This is a genomic window from Cellulosimicrobium sp. I38E (assembly GCF_001647255.1).
In the GTDB taxonomy this organism is placed as follows: Bacteria; Actinomycetota; Actinomycetes; order Actinomycetales; family Cellulomonadaceae; genus Cellulosimicrobium; species Cellulosimicrobium cellulans_E.
Genome location: NZ_LUAZ01000028.1, coordinates 193,502 through 209,977, shown reverse-complemented (window position 1 = coordinate 209,977; position 16,476 = coordinate 193,502). Strand labels below are relative to the sequence as shown.

Annotated in this window: 15 protein-coding genes; all 15 read right to left on the bottom strand. The window is 75.9% G+C overall.

Features of this window, described 5'->3' with window-relative positions; all coding sequences use genetic code 11:
* On the bottom strand, positions 1 to 614 hold a 614-nt coding region (locus tag A0J59_RS10890; RefSeq protein WP_172820041.1), incomplete at its 3' end, for a HipA N-terminal domain-containing protein.
* Entirely contained in the window at positions 611 to 838 is a 228-nt protein-coding gene (locus A0J59_RS10885; RefSeq protein ID WP_031316417.1) for a helix-turn-helix domain-containing protein, read from the bottom strand. The genes A0J59_RS10890 and A0J59_RS10885, both read right to left, overlap by 4 nt.
* A 133-nt stretch (positions 839 to 971) precedes the next feature.
* The gene (locus A0J59_RS10880; protein WP_082918927.1) at positions 972 to 2,675 is read right to left on the bottom strand and encodes an RsmB/NOP family class I SAM-dependent RNA methyltransferase; all 1,704 of its coding nucleotides are present in this window, start codon (positions 2,673 to 2,675) and stop codon (positions 972 to 974) included.
* On the bottom strand, positions 2,672 to 3,625 hold the full coding sequence (gene fmt, locus A0J59_RS10875; protein WP_064316090.1) for a methionyl-tRNA formyltransferase: 954 nt from the start codon (positions 3,623 to 3,625) through the stop codon (positions 2,672 to 2,674). The genes A0J59_RS10880 and fmt overlap by 4 nt, the downstream gene beginning before the upstream one ends.
* Positions 3,626 to 3,721: 96 nt before the next feature.
* Complete coding sequence (locus A0J59_RS10870; protein WP_082918926.1) at positions 3,722 to 4,381, bottom strand: HAD family phosphatase; 660 nt, start codon at positions 4,379 to 4,381, stop codon at positions 3,722 to 3,724.
* Positions 4,378 to 6,729 (bottom strand): primosomal protein N', encoded by a 2,352-nt coding sequence (locus A0J59_RS10865; RefSeq protein ID WP_064316089.1) that lies wholly within the window; start codon positions 6,727 to 6,729, stop codon positions 4,378 to 4,380. The genes A0J59_RS10870 and A0J59_RS10865 overlap by 4 nt, the downstream gene beginning before the upstream one ends.
* On the bottom strand, positions 6,726 to 6,869 hold the full coding sequence (locus A0J59_RS21580) for a hypothetical protein (protein ID WP_156186450.1): 144 nt from the start codon (positions 6,867 to 6,869) through the stop codon (positions 6,726 to 6,728). Before A0J59_RS21580 ends, A0J59_RS10865 begins: the two co-directional genes overlap by 4 nt.
* Positions 6,866 to 8,062 carry a methionine adenosyltransferase gene (gene metK / locus A0J59_RS10860; RefSeq protein ID WP_047234224.1) on the bottom strand — a complete coding sequence of 399 codons (1,197 nt, stop codon included), beginning with the start codon at positions 8,060 to 8,062 and terminating at the stop codon, positions 6,866 to 6,868. Before metK ends, A0J59_RS21580 begins: the two co-directional genes overlap by 4 nt.
* 63 nt (positions 8,063 to 8,125) lie before the next feature.
* A complete protein-coding gene (gene coaBC / locus A0J59_RS10855) occupies positions 8,126 to 9,412 on the bottom strand; it encodes a bifunctional phosphopantothenoylcysteine decarboxylase/phosphopantothenate--cysteine ligase CoaBC (RefSeq protein ID WP_064316088.1) in 1,287 nt (428 codons plus the stop codon).
* Positions 9,413 to 9,516: 104 nt separating this feature from the next.
* A complete protein-coding gene (gene rpoZ / locus A0J59_RS10850) occupies positions 9,517 to 9,795 on the bottom strand; it encodes a DNA-directed RNA polymerase subunit omega (RefSeq protein ID WP_047234226.1) in 279 nt (92 codons plus the stop codon).
* Positions 9,796 to 9,971: 176 nt separating this feature from the next.
* Positions 9,972 to 10,634, bottom strand: coding sequence for a guanylate kinase (gene gmk / locus A0J59_RS10845; RefSeq protein ID WP_156186451.1), 663 nt, complete (start codon positions 10,632 to 10,634; stop codon positions 9,972 to 9,974).
* 61 nt (positions 10,635 to 10,695) lie between these two features.
* Positions 10,696 to 11,007: an integration host factor, actinobacterial type gene (mihF, locus tag A0J59_RS10840; protein ID WP_021482878.1), complete on the bottom strand. Its 312-nt coding sequence runs from the start codon at positions 11,005 to 11,007 to the stop codon at positions 10,696 to 10,698.
* A 222-nt stretch (positions 11,008 to 11,229) separates the two neighbouring features.
* Positions 11,230 to 12,120 (bottom strand): tyrosine-protein phosphatase, encoded by an 891-nt coding sequence (locus A0J59_RS10835; RefSeq protein WP_082918925.1) that lies wholly within the window; start codon positions 12,118 to 12,120, stop codon positions 11,230 to 11,232.
* Positions 12,121 to 12,238: 118 nt separating this feature from the next.
* Positions 12,239 to 13,108, bottom strand: coding sequence for an orotidine-5'-phosphate decarboxylase (gene pyrF, locus A0J59_RS10830; RefSeq protein WP_064316087.1), 870 nt, complete (start codon positions 13,106 to 13,108; stop codon positions 12,239 to 12,241).
* Positions 13,105 to 16,476 carry a carbamoyl-phosphate synthase large subunit gene (carB, locus tag A0J59_RS10825; RefSeq protein ID WP_047234229.1) on the bottom strand — a complete coding sequence of 1,124 codons (3,372 nt, stop codon included), beginning with the start codon at positions 16,474 to 16,476 and terminating at the stop codon, positions 13,105 to 13,107. The genes pyrF and carB overlap by 4 nt, the downstream gene beginning before the upstream one ends.

The following is a 16,476-nucleotide window of genomic DNA, read 5'->3' as shown; positions in this document are numbered from 1 at the left end:
GCTTCGGTGTTGACGAGGTCGGCGGTGGGTGAGTCGGAGGGGCGGGCGACCTTGAGGATGTGGGTGGTGGGTGCGGTGCCGTGGGGGCGGGCCCAGCCGTGCTCGTCGTGGAGGAGGGTGATCTTGGGTTCCATGCCGGGCAGGGAGCTGGTGAGGTGGTCGGTGCGGCCTTCTCCCCCGCTGCGGGCGACGGCGGCGCGCAGGAGTCGCGCGACGGCGGCGTCGTCGAGTCGTTCTGGTGTGCCGGGGGTGGGGAGAGGCTGCCCTTCGGGCGCGAGGAGGACGGCGCCGGCGGTGTCGTGGCCGTAGTGGACGAGGAAGGCGAGGGCGTCGTCGGGGTCGATGCCGGCGTCGATGGCCATGGCGTCGCGCGTGCGGCCTTCGGGGAGGAGGCCGTCGAGCCAGGCGGCGACGCGCGCGGGGTGGGGCGAGGGCTCGTCGGGTGGGGTGACGGGGAGCAGGTGGGACAGGACGCGGGCGTCGTGTCCCCAGCGGTCGAGGGCGTCGGCGGTCCAGGTGAGGGCGACGCGGGGGGTTCCGTCGGTGGTGCGCGTGCCGGTGGGTGCGAGCGTGGCGACGGGGGTGCCGTAGAGCCAGGCGGTGACGGTGGTCATCGGCGTTCCTGGAGTCGCAGGTCGACGTCGAGGGTGTCGAGGAGCTCGAAGAGTCGTTGGACCCAGAGGTTCTCGACGCCGTTCTCGAGCTCGGAGAGGTACTGGCGGGTGATGCCGAGCTCGTCGGCGACCTGTGCCTGGGTGAGTCCTCGGGTCCGGCGGACGCGGCTGAGGTAGGCGCCGAGGTCGCGGGGGCTGCGGGGGGTGGTCCAGGTGTCGGCCATGCTCGCTCTCCTGCTGTCGGTGCGCGGGGCGCGTGCTGCGGCGTCAGGATTCCCTGACACGCCTCGACGTCAGGTTACTCCGACACGCCGATGTTGTCGAGATATGCCGACACCTGCCTCGAGGGCTGCGCCGTCACACCGTCCTGCGCAGGAGCGTCAGGTGCATGGCGTCGGTGCCGTGGACGTGCGGCCAGAGCTGGACGTCCTGGCGGTCGCCGAGCTCGATGGCGTCGCGCGCCTCGGGACGCACGACGTCGCGCACGACCGCTGGGGCGTCGAGGAGCTCGACGTCGTCGCGACGGCGCAGCACGTCGGCGACGACGACCTGGGTCTCGGCGAGGTGGGGCGAGCACGTGACGTAGCCGACCACTCCCCCGGGCCGGACGGCGTCGAGGGCGGAGTCGAGGAGCTCGCGCTGGAGACCGGTGAGGGTCGCGAGGTCGGCAGGGGTGCGGCGCCAGCGGGACTCGGGGCGACGGCGCAGCGCCCCCAGCCCGGTGCAGGGGGCGTCGAGGAGCACCCGGTCGTAGGCGCCCGGCTCGTCCTGCCCGACGGCGCGGCCGTCGCCCGTGCGGACCGCCTCCACGGCGGCGGCCGGGACGGCGGCGAGGGCCTTCTCCACGAGGCGGGCGCGGTGCGGCTGGACCTCGTTGGCGACGAGGCGCGCGCCCCGCTCGGCCGCGAGCGCCGCGAGGAGCGCGGCCTTGCCCCCGGGGCCGGCGCACAGGTCGAGCCAGCGGGCGTCGTCGGTCCCGGCGAGCGGTGCCGCAGCGAGGGCGAGGGCGACGAGCTGGCTGCCCTCGTCCTGGACGCCGGCGCGCCCGTCGCGCACGGCGCCGAACGCGGCGGGGTCGCCGCCCTCGAGGCGCAGCGCGGTGGGGGCCCACCGGGAGGGCGTCACGCGGTCGTCGCCGTCGGCCAGCTCGTCGGGGTCGGCGAGGCCGGGACGGGCGACGAGCGTGACGCGAGGGGCCTCGTTGTCGGCGGCGAGGAGCGCGTCGAGCTCGGCGACGGGGCGGCCGTTGCCCGCGAGGGCGTCGCGCAGGGCGCGGGCGATCCAGACGGGGTGGCTCTGGGTGGCCGCGAGCGCCGCGAGGTCGTCGGGGGCGTCGTCGGCGATGGTGGTGAGCCAGTCGTCGAGGGGGGTGCGAGCGACGCGGCGCAGGACGGCGTTGACGAGCTGGGCGCTGCCGGCGCCGGTGCGCTCGCGCGCGAGCCCGACCGTCTCGGACACGGCGGCGTGCTGGGGCACGCGCATGCCGAGGAGCTGGTGCGCGCCGAGCCGCAGGACGTCGAGGACGGGGGCGTCGAGGCGGTCGAGGGGCCGGTCGAGGCACAGTGCGAGGACGGCGTCGTAGCGGCCGCGGAGGCGCAGGGTGCCGTAGGCGAGCTCGGTGGCGAACCCGGCGTCGCGGCTGCGGATGCCGCGCTCGCGCAGCAGGGGCGGCAGGACGAGGTTGGCGTAGGCGTCGGAGCCGTCGACCTGACGCAGGACGTCGAACGCGACGGCGCGGGCCGGGTCGGTGCCCTTGCGCCGCTGGGAGGGCGCGCTCGAGCTGCGGGACGTCTCGCCGCGGGAGCGGGCGGCGCCGCGCTGGCGGCCGCGGGCGTCGCGGCGCTCGTCGTCGCGGCGGTCCCGGCCGCGGTCCGCACCGTTCGAACGGGCGTTCGACTCGCCGCCGCGGGTCGCCCCGGCCGCGTTCGAACGCGCGTTCGAGCCGCTTCCCCCGCGCCGGGACCCGCTCGCAGAATCGTTCGAACGTGCGTTCGATCTGCCGGTCGACGCCCGGCGGGCCGCGTCGTCGCGGTCGCGGTCCGCGGGCGTGCCGGCGCTCATCGGGCGACCTCCGCGCCGAGCACGAGATCCTCGGGAAGGCGGGCCCCGCGCGCCCAGTCGGCGGCGGGCATCTGCTTCTTGCCCACGGGCGCGACGTCCCCGAGCTGGACGGCGTGCGTCGCGGTGCCGACGAGCACATCCTTCTTCCCGGCCCGCACGTGCCCGGGGGCGAGGTCGGTGACGTCGGGGCGCGGCGTCACCGGGCCGAGCCCGAGGCGCGCGGGCGCGCCGTCGGGACCGGGGACCGTGGTCCAGGAGCCCGGTGCGGGGGTGCAGCCGCGCACGAGGCGGTCGACCGCGAGCGCCGGGTGGTCCCAACGCACCTCCGCGTCGGCGGGCGTGAGCTTCGCGGCGTGGGAGACGCCGTCGGCGGGCTGGGGCTGCGGGCGCAGGGTCCCGTCGTCGAGCGCGTCGAGCGTCGCGACGAGCAGCCCCGCGCCGGACACGGCGAGGCGGCCCAGGAGGTCCCCGGCGGTGTCCCGGGCACGGATGGTCTCTGTCGTCGTGCCGAGCGTGGGGCCGGAGTCCAGGCCCTGCTCGATGAGGAACGTCGTGGCGCCGGTGACCTCGTCGCCGGCGATGATCGCGCGCTGCACGGGCGCGGCGCCGCGCCAGGCCGGCAGGACGGAGAAGTGCAGGTTGACCCACCCGAGGCGCGGCACGGCGAGCACGTCGGGGCGCAGGATCTCCCCGTACGCCACGACGGGCGCCGCGTCGACGTCGAGCTCGGCCAGGCGCGCGAGGAAGTCCTCGCCGCGGGGACGGTCGGTGATCACGGGGATCCCTGCCTCCTCCGCGCGCACGCGGACGGGGCTCGGGGTCAGGCGCCGCCCCCGGCCCGACGGCGCGTCGGCGCGCGTGAGGACGGCGACGACGTCGTGGCGGGAGTCGAGAAGGGCGTCGAGAGACGGGACCGCGGTATCCGGGGTCCCGGCGAACAGCAGGCGCATGGGCCCGATTCTAGGTGCCGACCCGCTCCCGCCCCGCAGACCGTCGCAGGTCGCGGTCGCCGTCCTCGCACCGCCGCCGACGGCCCGTCGTCACCGTCACGGCGCGACGTGGACGCCGAGGCGTCGCAGGGCCGCGCGCAGGCCGGGCGTGCCGTCGAAGAGGTGCGTGCGCAGGCCGAGCCGAGCCGCCGCGGCGATGTTCGCGGCGCTGTCGTCGGTGAAGAGCGTGCGCGCCGGGTCGAGGCCGAACCGCTCGACCGCGAGCGCGAAGATCGCGGGGTCCGGCTTGGCCAGGCCCACCCGCCCGGAGACGAGCACGTCGTCCATGAGCGTCGTCGCGGGAGCGGCGGGCGCGGCGTGCGGGTAGAGCTCCGCGGACCAGTTGGTCAGGCCGTACAGGCGCAGCCCGAGGTCCCGCAGCTCGCGCACGAGCTCCTCCGAGCCCTCGACGGGACCGGTGAGCGTCGCGGGGAACTCCGCGACGTACCGGTCGATGAGCGCCACGTGGTGCGGGTGGGAGGCCTCGACGGCGGCGCGCGCGTCCGCCCACGTGGCACCGGCGTCGCGCTCGTGGTTGAGGACGCGGAAGTCGACGTCGGCGAAGAACGCGTCGACGACCTCGCGGTCCAGCCCGGCGTAGGCGCCGTACGGGTCCCAGCCCACCAGGACGTTGCCGAAGTCGTACAGCACGGCGTCGATCGCGCGCGCCGGGCCGCCCCCGGGGGTGCCGTCGGCCGTCGCGGGGTGGTGCGTCACAAGATCTCCTTCGGGTCGAGCTCCACCCGCACGCTACCCGCCTCGCGCCGCGCCGAGCGCACCGCGAGCGACGCGGCGAGCTCGCGCGCGAGGCGCCGACCGTCGCGCACCGGCACGCGCACGACGGCGCGCACCGGCAGGGCGTCCAGCAGCCCCGGTCCCGCGCCGTCGCCGGTCCCCGTGCTCGTCCCCGAACCGGCGCCCGACGCACGCCCGCGCGGCGGGGGCGCGGGCACCTCCACGGGTCCGAGGACGGCGTCGGGCCGCGCCAGCTCGACCCGTCCCAGCAGGGCCGCGACCGCCGGGCGGTCCCCCGTCACCGCCGCCACCCGCACGGCGGGCGGCAGCGACAGCTCGGCCCGCTCGTCGAGCTCGCGGTCCGCGAGGAGCGCCGGGTCCCAGCGCACGAGCGCGTTCGTCGGTGCCGGGGCGGCGTCGCCGACGAGCAGCACCTGCCCGCCGGCCGTCGCCGGACGCACGAGCGCCGCCGCGGCGAGCCAGCGCGCGAGCGCGTCCTGCGCGACGTCCAGCCCGACGTGCGCGGTGCTCACCGCGGCGTCGAGCAGCAGCGCGGCCGCGTACCCGCCCTCGGCGACGGGCTCGGCGCCCGGCGTCGCGACGACCAGCGCCGGACGCGAGGACACCGCGCCCAGCACACCGCCCGCGGCGGCGGCGCCGGACACCTGCACGGGAACGCCCGCGAACGCGCGGCCCAGCTCCTCCGCCGTGCGCTGCGACCCGACCCGCACCGACCGCAGGCCCGTCCAGTGGCACTCCGCGCACGACCAGCCGCCCGCGAGCGCCCCGCACCACGCGCACTGCGGCGTCGCGCCCGCCCCGGACAGCGCGAGCGGGCCGTGGCACACGGTGCAGCGCGCCGGGGTACGGCAGCGCCCGCACGCGACGACGGGCACGTACCCGGAGCGGGGCACCTGCACCAGCACCGGTCCCTGCTCGAGAGCGGAGCGTGCCGCGCGCCATGCCGCGGTCGGGATGCGGGCCGCGGCGCCCGGGCCCTCGGCCGCGAGCTCCACCGACGTCAGGGCCCGCACCCGGGGCGCGCGCGCCCGCACGACGTCGCGCGGCGCGGCCAGGTCGTGCGCCCAGCCCCGCGCGACGAGCGCCTGCGCCGCGACCGTGCGGCCGTGCGACCCGAGGAGGAACGCGGCCTTCTCCTGGTCGCTGCGCAGCGCGAGCACCTCGCGCGCGTGCGGGTAGGGGGCCCGCGGCTCGGCGAGCGTGTCCTCGCCGTCGTTCCAGCACACCACGAGGCCGAGGTCCGCGACCGGGGCGAACGCCGCCGCCCGGGTCCCCACGACGACGCGCGCCCGCCCGTGCAGCACCGCGAGGAACCCGCGGTACCGGGGGGCGGGGCCCTCGTCCGCGGTCAGGCGCACCACCTCGCCGCCGGTCGCCGCGTCCCACGCGGGCAGGCCCGCGGCGTCCAGGGCGGCGCACACCTGGTCGACGTCGCGCGCGTCCGGCACGACGACGAGCGCCCCCCGGCCGCCCGACCGCGCGGCGCGCACCGCCTCCGCGACCGCGGCGGCCCAGTGCGTCACGGGCAGCGGGTCCGCGCCCCGTCGCGCCCGCCCGGCACCACGCCCGCGCTCGACCGGCTCCGACCCCGGGTCCGGAGGGGCGGGCGGCGCGAGACCCGGCAGCGCGGTCCACACGGCCCGCGGGGCACCCCCGCCCGCGACGTGCGCGAGGAACGCCGCGCCGGCACGGTACGGGGACCACGCGGAGCCGCCGGACGCCGCCCCGGACCCTGTGGCCTGGGGCGCCGCGATGGGCGCCTCGCCGGCCCCGACCCCGCCCACCGGCGCCGTGCCCCCGGTGGCGTCGTTCTCGGTGGCGTCGTTCTCGGGTGCCGCGGCGACGGCGGCCGCGAGCGCCTGCTCGGCGCGCGCGTGCCGCGGGGGGACGGCGAGGCGGAGCACGTCCGACAGGGTGCCCGCGTAGTGGTCGGCGACCGAGCGCGCGAGCCGCGCGACGGCGGGCGAGAGCACCGGCTCGGGCGAGACGACACGGCGCAGCGGCAGCAGGCGGCCGTCGTGGTCGGACCGCTCGGTCCGCGCCAGGACGTACCCGTCGACGTCACGGCCCGCGAACCGCACCTTGACCCGGACGCCGGGTCGTGCGTCGTCGGACATCGCCGCGGGCACGAGGTAGTCGAACGCGCGGTCCAGGTGCGGGGGCGCCAGGTCGAGCGCCAGGCGCGCGACGGGCAGGTGCGCGGCGACCTCCTGGGACGGCGCCGCGGCGGGCCGCCGCGGCCCAGGGGCCACGGAGACACCCGGCAGGGTGTCCTGCACCGCCTGCGACGTGTCCTCGGGCTCGCTCACGACGTCATCGAACCACGCGCCGCCGTCATGCCCGGGCGGGCGGGCACCGCCTCGACGAGCTCGCCGACGGTCGGGCACGCCGGCAGCTCGACCGGCAGGCGGACCAGCGCGGCCGCGCGAGGCCGGGCCGGGCTCGTCACACCTGGGACTGCAGGTCCGCGACGCGGTCCGTGCGCTCCCACGTGAACTGCTCGAGCTCGCGCCCGAAGTGCCCGTACGCGGCCGTCGCGGCGTAGATGGGGCGCAGCAGGTCCAGGTCGCGGATGATCGCCGCGGGGCGCAGGTCGAACACCTCGCGGATCGCGGCCGTGATGCGCTCGACCGGCACCTTCTCCGTGCCGAACGTCTCGACGTACAGGCCCACCGGGTGCGCCTTGCCGATCGCGTACGCGACCTGCACCTCGCAGCGGCGCGCGAGACCCGCGGCGACCACGTTCTTCGCGACCCAGCGCGTCGCGTACGCGGCGGAGCGGTCCACCTTCGACGGGTCCTTGCCGGAGAACGCGCCGCCGCCGTGGCGAGCCATGCCGCCGTAGGTGTCCACGATGATCTTGCGCCCGGTGAGGCCGGCGTCTCCCTGCGGCCCGCCGACGACGAACGTGCCCGTCGGGTTGACGAACAGGCGCGTCTCGCGCGTGTCGAGGTCCACTCCCGCGGCCTCGAGGACCGGTGCGACGACGTCGTCCGCGACGAGCCGGTGCAGCGCGTCCTGGCGCACGTCGGGGTCGTGCTGCGTCGACAGGACGACCGTGTCGAGCGTGACCGCACGGTCGCCGTCGTACCCGATGGTGACCTGCGTCTTGCCGTCCGGGCGCAGCCCCGGCACCGTCCCGTCGCGGCGCACGAGCGCGAGGCGCTCCGCGAGGCGGTGCGCGAGCCAGACCGGTAGCGGCATGAGGCTCGGGGTGTCGTCGCTCGCGTACCCGAACATCAGGCCCTGGTCGCCCGCGCCCTGCGCGTCGAGCGGGTCGTGGTCACCCTGGTCGTCGCGCTCCTCCAGGCTCTTGTCGACGCCCTGCGCGATGTCCGGCGACTGCTGCCCGATCGACACCGAGATGCCGCACGAGTCCGCGTCGAACCCGATCGCCGAGGAGGTGTACCCGATGCGGCGCACGACGTCGCGCACGATCTGCGGGATCTCGACGTACGCGTCCGTGGTCACCTCGCCCGCGACGTGCACGAGGCCCGTGGTGACCATGGTCTCGACCGCGACGCGTGACGTCGGGTCCTGCGTCAGGAGCGCGTCGAGGATGGAGTCGGAGATCTGGTCGCACACCTTGTCCGGGTGCCCCTCGGTGACGGACTCGGACGTGAACAGACGCAGATCAGCCATGCCGCACAGCCTACTGTCCCGAGGCGTGGGCGCGGGCATCCGGTAGGCGAGACGAGACGCGGGTCACTCGGCCCGTGCGACCGCGCCGCCCAGGGACCCCGCGGCCACCCGGCCCGCGACGACGTCCCACACGGCGTCCGCCACCGCGCGCTTGGTGCCGCCCGCCGTCGCGACGACCTCGCCGGACCCGTCGACGACGGTCACGTCGTTCGCGTCGACGCCGAACCCGAGCCCCTCGCCGACCGCGTTCACGACGAGCAGGTCCGCACCCTTGCGGCGCGCCTTCGCCCGACCGTGGTCGAGCACCGAACCGTCCGCGTCCCCGGTCTCGGCCGCGAAGCCCACCACCACCTGGCCGGCCCGCAGGCGCTCGTGCGCGAGCTCGGCGAGCACGTCCGGGTTCTCGACGAGCGCGATCGGCTCGGGTCCGCGGCCGGGCACCTTCTTGATCTTCGCCCCGGGCGCGTGCGCCGGCCGGAAGTCCGCGACCGCCGCGGCCATCACGACGACGTCCGCCGTCGCCGCCGCGGCGCGCACCGCCTCGCGCAGCTGGGCCGTCGTCTCGACGGCGACCACGTCGTCCAGGCCCGCGTCCTCCACCAGCGCGGCGACGTCCGGGGCGAGGTTCGCCGCGACGAGCGTCACGTGGGCACCCCGCGCCCGAGCCACCCGCGCGAGCTCGACCCCCTGGCGCCCGCTGGACCGGTTGCCGATGAAGCGGACCGGGTCGATCGGCTCGCGCGTGCCGCCCGCGGACACCACGACCCGTCGGCCCGCGAGGTCGCGCCCTGCAGCGGCGTCCTCGTCGCGGGAACCGTCGTCGGAGCCCTCCGCGACGGCCAGCGCGACCCGCGCGATCTCCTCCGGCTCGGGCAGGCGGCCCGGGCCCGTGTCCGCGCCCGTCAGGCGACCCGACGCCGGCTCGATCACGTGCACGCCGCGCTCGCGCAGCGTCGCCACGTTCGCGCGGGTGGCCGGGTGCTCCCACATCTCCGTGTGCATCGCGGGCGCCATCACGACCGGGCAGCGCGCGGTCAGCAGCGTCGAGGTGAGCAGGTCGTCCGCCCGACCCGACGCCGCCCGCGCGAGCAGGTCCGCGGTCGCGGGCGCCACGACGACGAGGTCCGCGCCCTGGCCCAGCGCGACGTGCGGCACGTGCTCGACGTCCTCGAACACCTGGTCCGTCGCCGGCTCGCCCGACAGCGCCTCCCACGTCGGCGCGCCCACGAACCGCAGCGCCGACGCCGTGGGCACCACGCGCACCCGATGACCCTGCTCGCGCAGCAGCCGCAGCAGCAGCACGGCCTTGTAGGCCGCGACCCCACCGCTCACCCCGAGCACGATCCGCATGTCGCTCCTCCCGCCGGTCCCGCTCGAACTCCACGCCCACCGCGGTGGACGGCCGTGGACGCACGAACGCCGCGCCCTCCTGCGGAGGTGCGCGGCGTACGGGCTCAGGCCTCGTCGGCCTCGTCGGGCTCGGCCTCGATCGTCAGCAGGCCCGCGTTGATCTCACGCATCGCGATCGACAGCGGCTTCTCCTGGTTGCGCGTCTCGAGCAGCGGCCCGACGTTCTCCAGCAGGCCCTCGCTCAGCTGCGAGTAGTACGCGTTGATCTGGCGCGCGCGCTTGGCCGAGTAGATGACGAGCGCGTACTTCGAGTCGACGTGCTCCAGCAGGTCGTCGATCGGCGGGTCGGTGATGCCCTCGGGGGCGGCGACGGTTCCGGACACAGTTCGCTCCGTGGGTTCAAGGGTCTGTAGCCGGGGCCACAGCTGGTCGATGGCGGCGGCGCGCCGACCGCTCCGTCCGGGGCCGGGCGGGCGCGGCCCCGAGCGGTCGTCGGGTCCGCGGACCGGGCCTGCGGCCCACCGGGGAGCGGGCCCGCGCGCGGGCACCGCAGGACAGTCTACTCGCTGTGCCGCTCGGCGCGCTGCTCGGTGCGCCCGGACGACGCGGGATCCGCCGCCCGCGCGGCGTCGCCCGTCCCGCCCTCGACGGGCCGGGGCTCGAGCCCCATGACGCGCACGAGCTCGTCCGTCGCGCGGTGCACCTCGTCGTTGACGATGACGTGGTCGAACTCCGACTCCGCCGCGAGCTCGACCCGCGCCGTCGTGAGCCGGCGCTCGCGCTCCTCCGCGTCCTCCGTGCCGCGCCCCACGAGCCGGCGCACCAGCTCGTCCCAGCTCGGCGGGGCGAGGAACACGAACCGCGCCTCGGGCATCGAGGCGCGGACCTGGCGCGCGCCCTGGAGGTCGATCTCCAGGAGCGCCGGCACGCCCGCCGCAAGCTTCTCCTCGACCGCGCGCCGGGGCGTGCCGTAGCTGTTGCGACCGTGCACCACCGCCCACTCGAGCAGCTCGCGCTCCGCGACCATGCGGGCGAACTCGTCCGTCCCGACGAACAGGTAGTGCACCCCGTCCACCTCACCCGGCCGCGGGTCGCGCGTCGTCGCCGACACGGACAGCCACACCTCCGGGTACCGGGCGCGGATGTCGGCCGACACCGTCCCCTTCCCGACGGCGGTCGGTCCGGCCAGGACGGTCAGACGGGCAGGGCTGGGTGAGACCACCGGCGCCGTCGCCCCCTCGGCGGGGACGGACGGCGTCGGCTCGGACGGGTGCGCGGAAATGTCAGCCAAACCTCTCGATGAGGGCCGCGGACTGGTGAGGACCGAGGCCGCGGACACGACGTGTCTCGGCGATCCCGATCTCCTCCATGATCGCCCGAGCCTTCACCTTACCCACGCCGGGCAGGGACTCCAGCAACGAGACCACCTTGAGCTTGCCGATCATGTCGTCCGTCTGCCCGCGCTCGATGACCTCCTTCAGGGAGCCCTGGGAGTACTTGAGCCTGTTCTTCACCTCGGCGCGCACGCGTCGGGCCTCTGCGGCCTTCTCGAGCGCCGCCGCGCGCTGTTCTGGGGTCAGGGGTGGAAGTGCCACGCAAGTCACCTACTCGTCGTCAGGCGGATGGGCCCACACAGTCGTCCCGGCGTGCCCCGACGAGGAGCCCTAATCGGGTGAATCACCCGGGCGACCTGCGCCGACGCACGGAGCCGACCCCTCGAAAGTAGCGAGCCTCGACCGATCGGGCAACGACTGGGCAGGGCGCGTCGCGCGCCGTCGGCGCAGCGAGGGGCGCCGTCAGATGACCGAGGGGGACGATCAGGACGCCACGAGGCGCGCGACGAGCGCGTCGCGCACGGCCGTCGTCACCCCGCACGCGGCGAGGTAGCCGTCCACGCTCCCGTGCTCGCGGGCGGCGAGATCCCACGCGGCCTCGAGGTACTCCGGCTCCACGGTGAGGACCGGGGCCAGGGCGTCCGGGGACAGACCCGGGATGGGCGGCACGAGCGCGGCGAGGCCTCCCACGGCCGCGCGGCTCGCGAGGTACTCCGCCAAGCGGTCCTCCTCCCCGACGCCCGCGACGTACTGGGCGAGGGCGACCACCCACCCGGTGCGGTCCTTGCCCGCCGAGCAGTGCACGACCGCGGCTCCCTGCGACGACGCGACCTCGCCGAGCACGCGCCCGACCGTCGCGCGGATGCCGGGGTCCTGGACGAACGTCGCGTAGACGCCGTGCATCATGCGGCGCGCGACCGCCGTCGGGTCGTCCGCCGCCAGCAGGCCCGCGACGAGCGCCGCGGGATCGGCCGACGCTCCCCCGCCGCCTCCGGCCTGCAGGCCCCGCGCGGGGTCCATGCCGCGGCGCAGCACCCGCACACCGCCCGGCACCGCGTCGGCGCCGTCGCGCTCGAGCTCGTCGTCACCGCGCAGGTCGAGCACCGTCGTCACCCCGAGGTCGGAGAGCGCCGCCTGGCCCGCCGGGGTCAGGCGCGACAGGCTCGCCGTCCGCAGGAGGACGCCGGTGCGCAGCGGCTCGTCGTGACCGACCGGCACCGCGCGGCCCCCGACGTCGCGCGCGTTCCACGTGCCCGGCACGTCGAGGGCGCCCGGCACCGCAGCGGCCTCGGGTGCTGGTACGACGGCAGCCGCCTCCGTGGGCGCGCCGGAGGTGCTCGGGCCCGCGTCGCGGGCGGTGTCGTGGGACGTCATGGGCGCAGTCTCGCACGGCACGACGACCGGGCCAGCCGGACGCGCGAGCCGTCCGCGTCCTCGGTACGACGACGGGGCCGGCACCCGCAGGTGCCGGCCCCGTCGACCGGGTCGGGTCTCAGCCGCGCAGGGCCTGCGCCGCCTCGTCCGTGGCCGCGCGTGCCGCGGCGCGCAGGGCGTCGACGTCCGGTCCGGCGCGCAGGACGCCGCGCGACGAGGACGCGAGCACCTGGCGGCGTGCGTCCCCGAACACGGCCGCGAGCTCGGCCGCTCCCGCGCCCTGCGCACCCACGCCGGGGGCCAGGAGCGGGCCGCGCACCGCCGCGAGGTCCGTGCCGGTGCGGGCCGCGGCGTCGGCGATGGTCGCGCCGACGACGAGGCCGACCGGGCCCAGCGCGTCGCCCGACGCCACGACGGGCGCGTTGACCCGCGCGGCCTCGCGCGCCACGTGCGCCGCGACCGACTCGACGCCCGCACCCGCACCGCGCCGCGCGTGCTGCACCTCCGCCCCCTCGGGGTTCGAGGTGAGGCACAGCACGAACAGCCCGCGCCCGGTCTCGAGCGCGGCGTCCACCGCAGGCTGGAGCGAGCCGAAGCCGAGGTACGGCGAGACCGTCAGTGCGTCCGCCGCGAGCGGGGAGCCGTCGCGCAGGAACGCGTCGGCGTACGCCGCCATGGTCGAGCCGATGTCGCCGCGCTTGGCGTCCATGATCGCGAGCGTGCCCGCCGCACGGGCCGCCGCGAGGACCTCCTCGAGCGCCGCGACGCCGCGCGACCCGTGCCGCTCGAAGAACGCCGACTGCGGCTTCACCGCGGCGACGCGTCCTCCGACCGCCTCGACGACCCGCAGCCCGAACTCGCGCAGCCCCGCCGCGTCGTCGGTCAGGCCCCAGTCCGCGAGCAGGCCGGGGTGCGGGTCGATCCCGACGCACAGCGGCCCGTGGTCGTCCGTCGCCGCAGCGAGCCGTGCGCCGAAGCCCGCGCTCACGCGCCCACCCGCTCCGCGGCGGCGGTAGGCAGCGTGACGCCGGCCGTCAGGCCCTCGCCCGCCATGTGCTCCTGGAGACTGGCCACCGCGAACGGTCCTGCCAGGACCGCCTCGATGCCCTGCACCGCCGCGGCGAGCTGGTCGACCGTCGTCGCGATCGGCTTGTCGGCCGCCGTCGTGGCGGCGCGGATCTCGTAGCCGTCGGCGCGCGCGCCCTGGCCGGACGGGGTGTTGATGACCATGTCCACCTCGCCGGCCGTGATGAGGTCGACGATCGTCGGCTCCCCGTCGGCGCCCCGGCCCGCGGAGAACTTGCGCACCACGCGCGACGCGATGCCGTTGCGGCGCAGCACGCTCGACGTGCCGTCCGTCGCCAGGATCTCGAACCCGAGCTCCGCGAGGCGCTTGACCGGGAAGACGATCGAGCGCTTGTCGCGGTCGGCGACGGAGACGAACACGCGGCCCGACGTCGGCAGCCCGCCGAACGCGGCGGCCTGCGACTTGGCGAACGCGTGCGGGAAGTCGCGGTCGAAGCCCATGACCTCGCCCGTGGAACGCATCTCCGGCCCGAGGACCGTGTCCACGACGACCCCGTCCGCGGTGCGGAACCGCTTGAACGGCAGGACCGCCTCCTTGACCGCGATCGGCGCGTCGAGCGGGAGCGTGCCGCCGTCGCCCTCGGCGGGCAGGACGCCCGCCGCGCGCAGCTCGGCGATCGACTCGCCCGCCATGACGCGCGCCGCGGCCTTCGCGAGCGACGTGCCTGTCGCCTTGGACACGAACGGCACGGTGCGCGACGCGCGCGGGTTGGCCTCCAGGACGTAGAGCACGTCGGAGACGAGCGCGTACTGCACGTTGAGCAGGCCGCGCACGCCGACGCCCTTCGCGATCGCCTCGGTCGAGCGGCGGATGCGCTCGATCTCCTGCTCCGAGAGCGACACGGGCGGCAGGACGCACGCCGAGTCGCCCGAGTGGATGCCGGCCTCCTCGATGTGCTCCATCACGCCGCCGAGGAAGAGCTCGGTGCCGTCGTAGAGCGCGTCGACGTCGATCTCCATCGCGTCGTCGAGGAAGCGGTCGATGAGCAGCGGCGCGGGCAGCGTGCCGGCCGTGCGGTCCTCGGCCGCGGCGGCGGCGAGCGCGCGCTCGACGTAGCCTGTGAGCTGCTCGGCCGAGTACACGATCTCCATGCCGCGCCCGCCGAGCACGTAGGACGGGCGCACGAGCACCGGGTACCCGATGCCGGCCGCGACGTCCTTCGCCTCGTCGAGGGAGCGCGCCGTGCCGAACGCCGGGGCGGGCAGGCCCGCCTCGACCAGCACGCGGCCGAACTCGCCGCGGTCCTCGGCGGCGTCGATCGCCTCGGGGCTCGTGCCGAGGATCGGCAGGCCCGCGTCGGCGAGGCGCTGGGCGAGCGCGAGCGGCGTCTGCCCGCCGAGCTGGACGATGATCCCCTTGACCGGCCCGGCGGCGAGCTCGGCCTGGTAGACCTCGAGCACGTCCTCGAACGTCAGCGGCTCGAAGTACAGGCGGTCGGACGTGTCGTAGTCGGTCGAGACCGTCTCCGGGTTGCAGTTGACCATGACCGTCTCGTACCGCTCGCGCAGCGTGAGGGCCGCGTGCACGCACGAGTAGTCGAACTCGATGCCCTGGCCGATGCGGTTGGGGCCCGAGCCGAGGATGATCACGGCCTCGCGCTCGCGCGGCGCGACCTCGGTCTCGAGGTCGTAGGACGAGTAGTGGTACGGCGTGCGGGCCGCGAACTCGGCCGCGCACGTGTCGACCGTCTTGTAGACGGGGCGCACGCCGAGCGCGTAGCGGACCTCGCGCACCGTCGCCTCGCCGGCCGGCCCCATGCCGCGCAGGCGCGCGACCTGCGCGTCGGACAGGCCGTGCTTCTTCGCCTCGCGCAGCACGTCCTCCGTGAGCGCGGGCGCGTCGGCGACGGCCGCCGCGACCTCGTTGACCAGCTGGATCTGGTCGAGGTACCACGGGTCGATCTTGGTGGCCTCGAACACCTGCTCGACGCTCGCGCCGGCGCGCAGCGCCTGCTGGACGCCGATGATGCGGTTCTCCGTGGGGCGCGCGATGCGCACGAGCAGCTCGTCGAGGTCCGCGCCCGAGACGGGCTCGCCGTCCCAGTGGAACACCGAGCCGCCCTTGTCGATCGAGCGCAGCGCCTTGCCGAGCGCCTCGGTGAAGTTGCGCCCGAGCGCCATGGCCTCGCCGACCGACTTCATGGTCGTCGTGAGCGTCGGGTCGGCGGCCGGGAACTTCTCGAACGCGAAGCGCGGCACCTTGACGACCACGTAGTCGAGCGTGGGCTCGAACGAGGCCGGGGTGACCTGCGTGATGTCGTTGGGGATCTCGTCGAGCGTGTAGCCGACGGCGAGCTTCGCCGCGATCTTGGCGATGGGGAAGCCGGTCGCCTTGGACGCGAGCGCGGACGAGCGCGAGACGCGCGGGTTCATCTCGATGACGATGACGCGGCCCGTGTCCGGGTCGACGGCGAACTGGATGTTGCAGCCGCCCGTGTCGACGCCGACCTCGCGGATCACGGCGATGCCGATGTCGCGCAGCTTCTGGTACTCGCGGTCCGTGAGCGTCAGCGACGGCGCGACCGTGATCGAGTCGCCGGTGTGCACGCCGACGGGGTCGACGTTCTCGATGGAGCACACGACCACGACGTTGTCGTGCTTGTCGCGCATGAGCTCGAGCTCGTACTCCTTCCAGCCGAGGATCGACTCCTCGAGGAGCACCTCGGTCACCGGGGAATAGTGCAGGCCCTGCCCGACGATGCGGCGCAGCTCCTCCTCGTCGTACGCGAAGCCCGAGCCGAGGCCGCCCATCGTGAAGGACGGGCGCACGACCATCGGGTAGCCGAGGTCGCCCGCGGCCGCGATCGCCTCGTCGACCGTGTGCACGATGACCGAGCGCGCCGACTCGCCACCGCACTTCTCGACGACGTCCTTGAACTGCTGGCGGTCCTCGCCCTTCTGGATCGCCTCGATGTTCGCGCCGATGAGCTCGACGCCGTACTCGGCGAGGACGCCCGCCTCGTCGAGCGCGATCGCCGCGTTGAGCGCGGTCTGCCCGCCGAGCGTGGGCAGCAGCGCGTCGGGGCGCTCCTTGGCGATGATCGAGGTGAGCACCTCGGTCGTGATCGGCTCGACGTACGTCGCGTCGGCGAACTCGGGGTCGGTCATGATCGTGGCCGGGTTCGAGTTCACGAGGACGACCCGCAGGCCCTCCTCCTTGAGCACGCGGCACGCCTGGGTGCCGGAGTAGTCGAACTCGCACGCCTGGCCGATGACGATCGGGCCGGACCCGATGACCAGGACGCTGGAGATGTCGGTTCTGCGAGGCAC

Excerpts from the sequence above, each read along its gene's own strand:
- A0J59_RS10885 (WP_031316417.1), bottom strand. The coding sequence starts at position 838 with ATGGCCGACACCTGGACCACCCCCCGCAGCCCCCGCGACCTCGGCGCC.
- A0J59_RS10880 (WP_082918927.1), bottom strand. The coding sequence starts at position 2,675 with ATGAGCGCCGGCACGCCCGCGGACCGCGACCGCGACGACGCGGCCCGC.
- fmt (WP_064316090.1), bottom strand. The coding sequence starts at position 3,625 with ATGCGCCTGCTGTTCGCCGGGACCCCGGATACCGCGGTCCCGTCTCTC.
- metK (WP_047234224.1), bottom strand. The coding sequence starts at position 8,062 with ATGGCTGATCTGCGTCTGTTCACGTCCGAGTCCGTCACCGAGGGGCAC.
- coaBC (WP_064316088.1), bottom strand. The coding sequence starts at position 9,412 with ATGCGGATCGTGCTCGGGGTGAGCGGTGGGGTCGCGGCCTACAAGGCC.
- A0J59_RS10835 (WP_082918925.1), bottom strand. The coding sequence starts at position 12,120 with ATGACGTCCCACGACACCGCCCGCGACGCGGGCCCGAGCACCTCCGGC.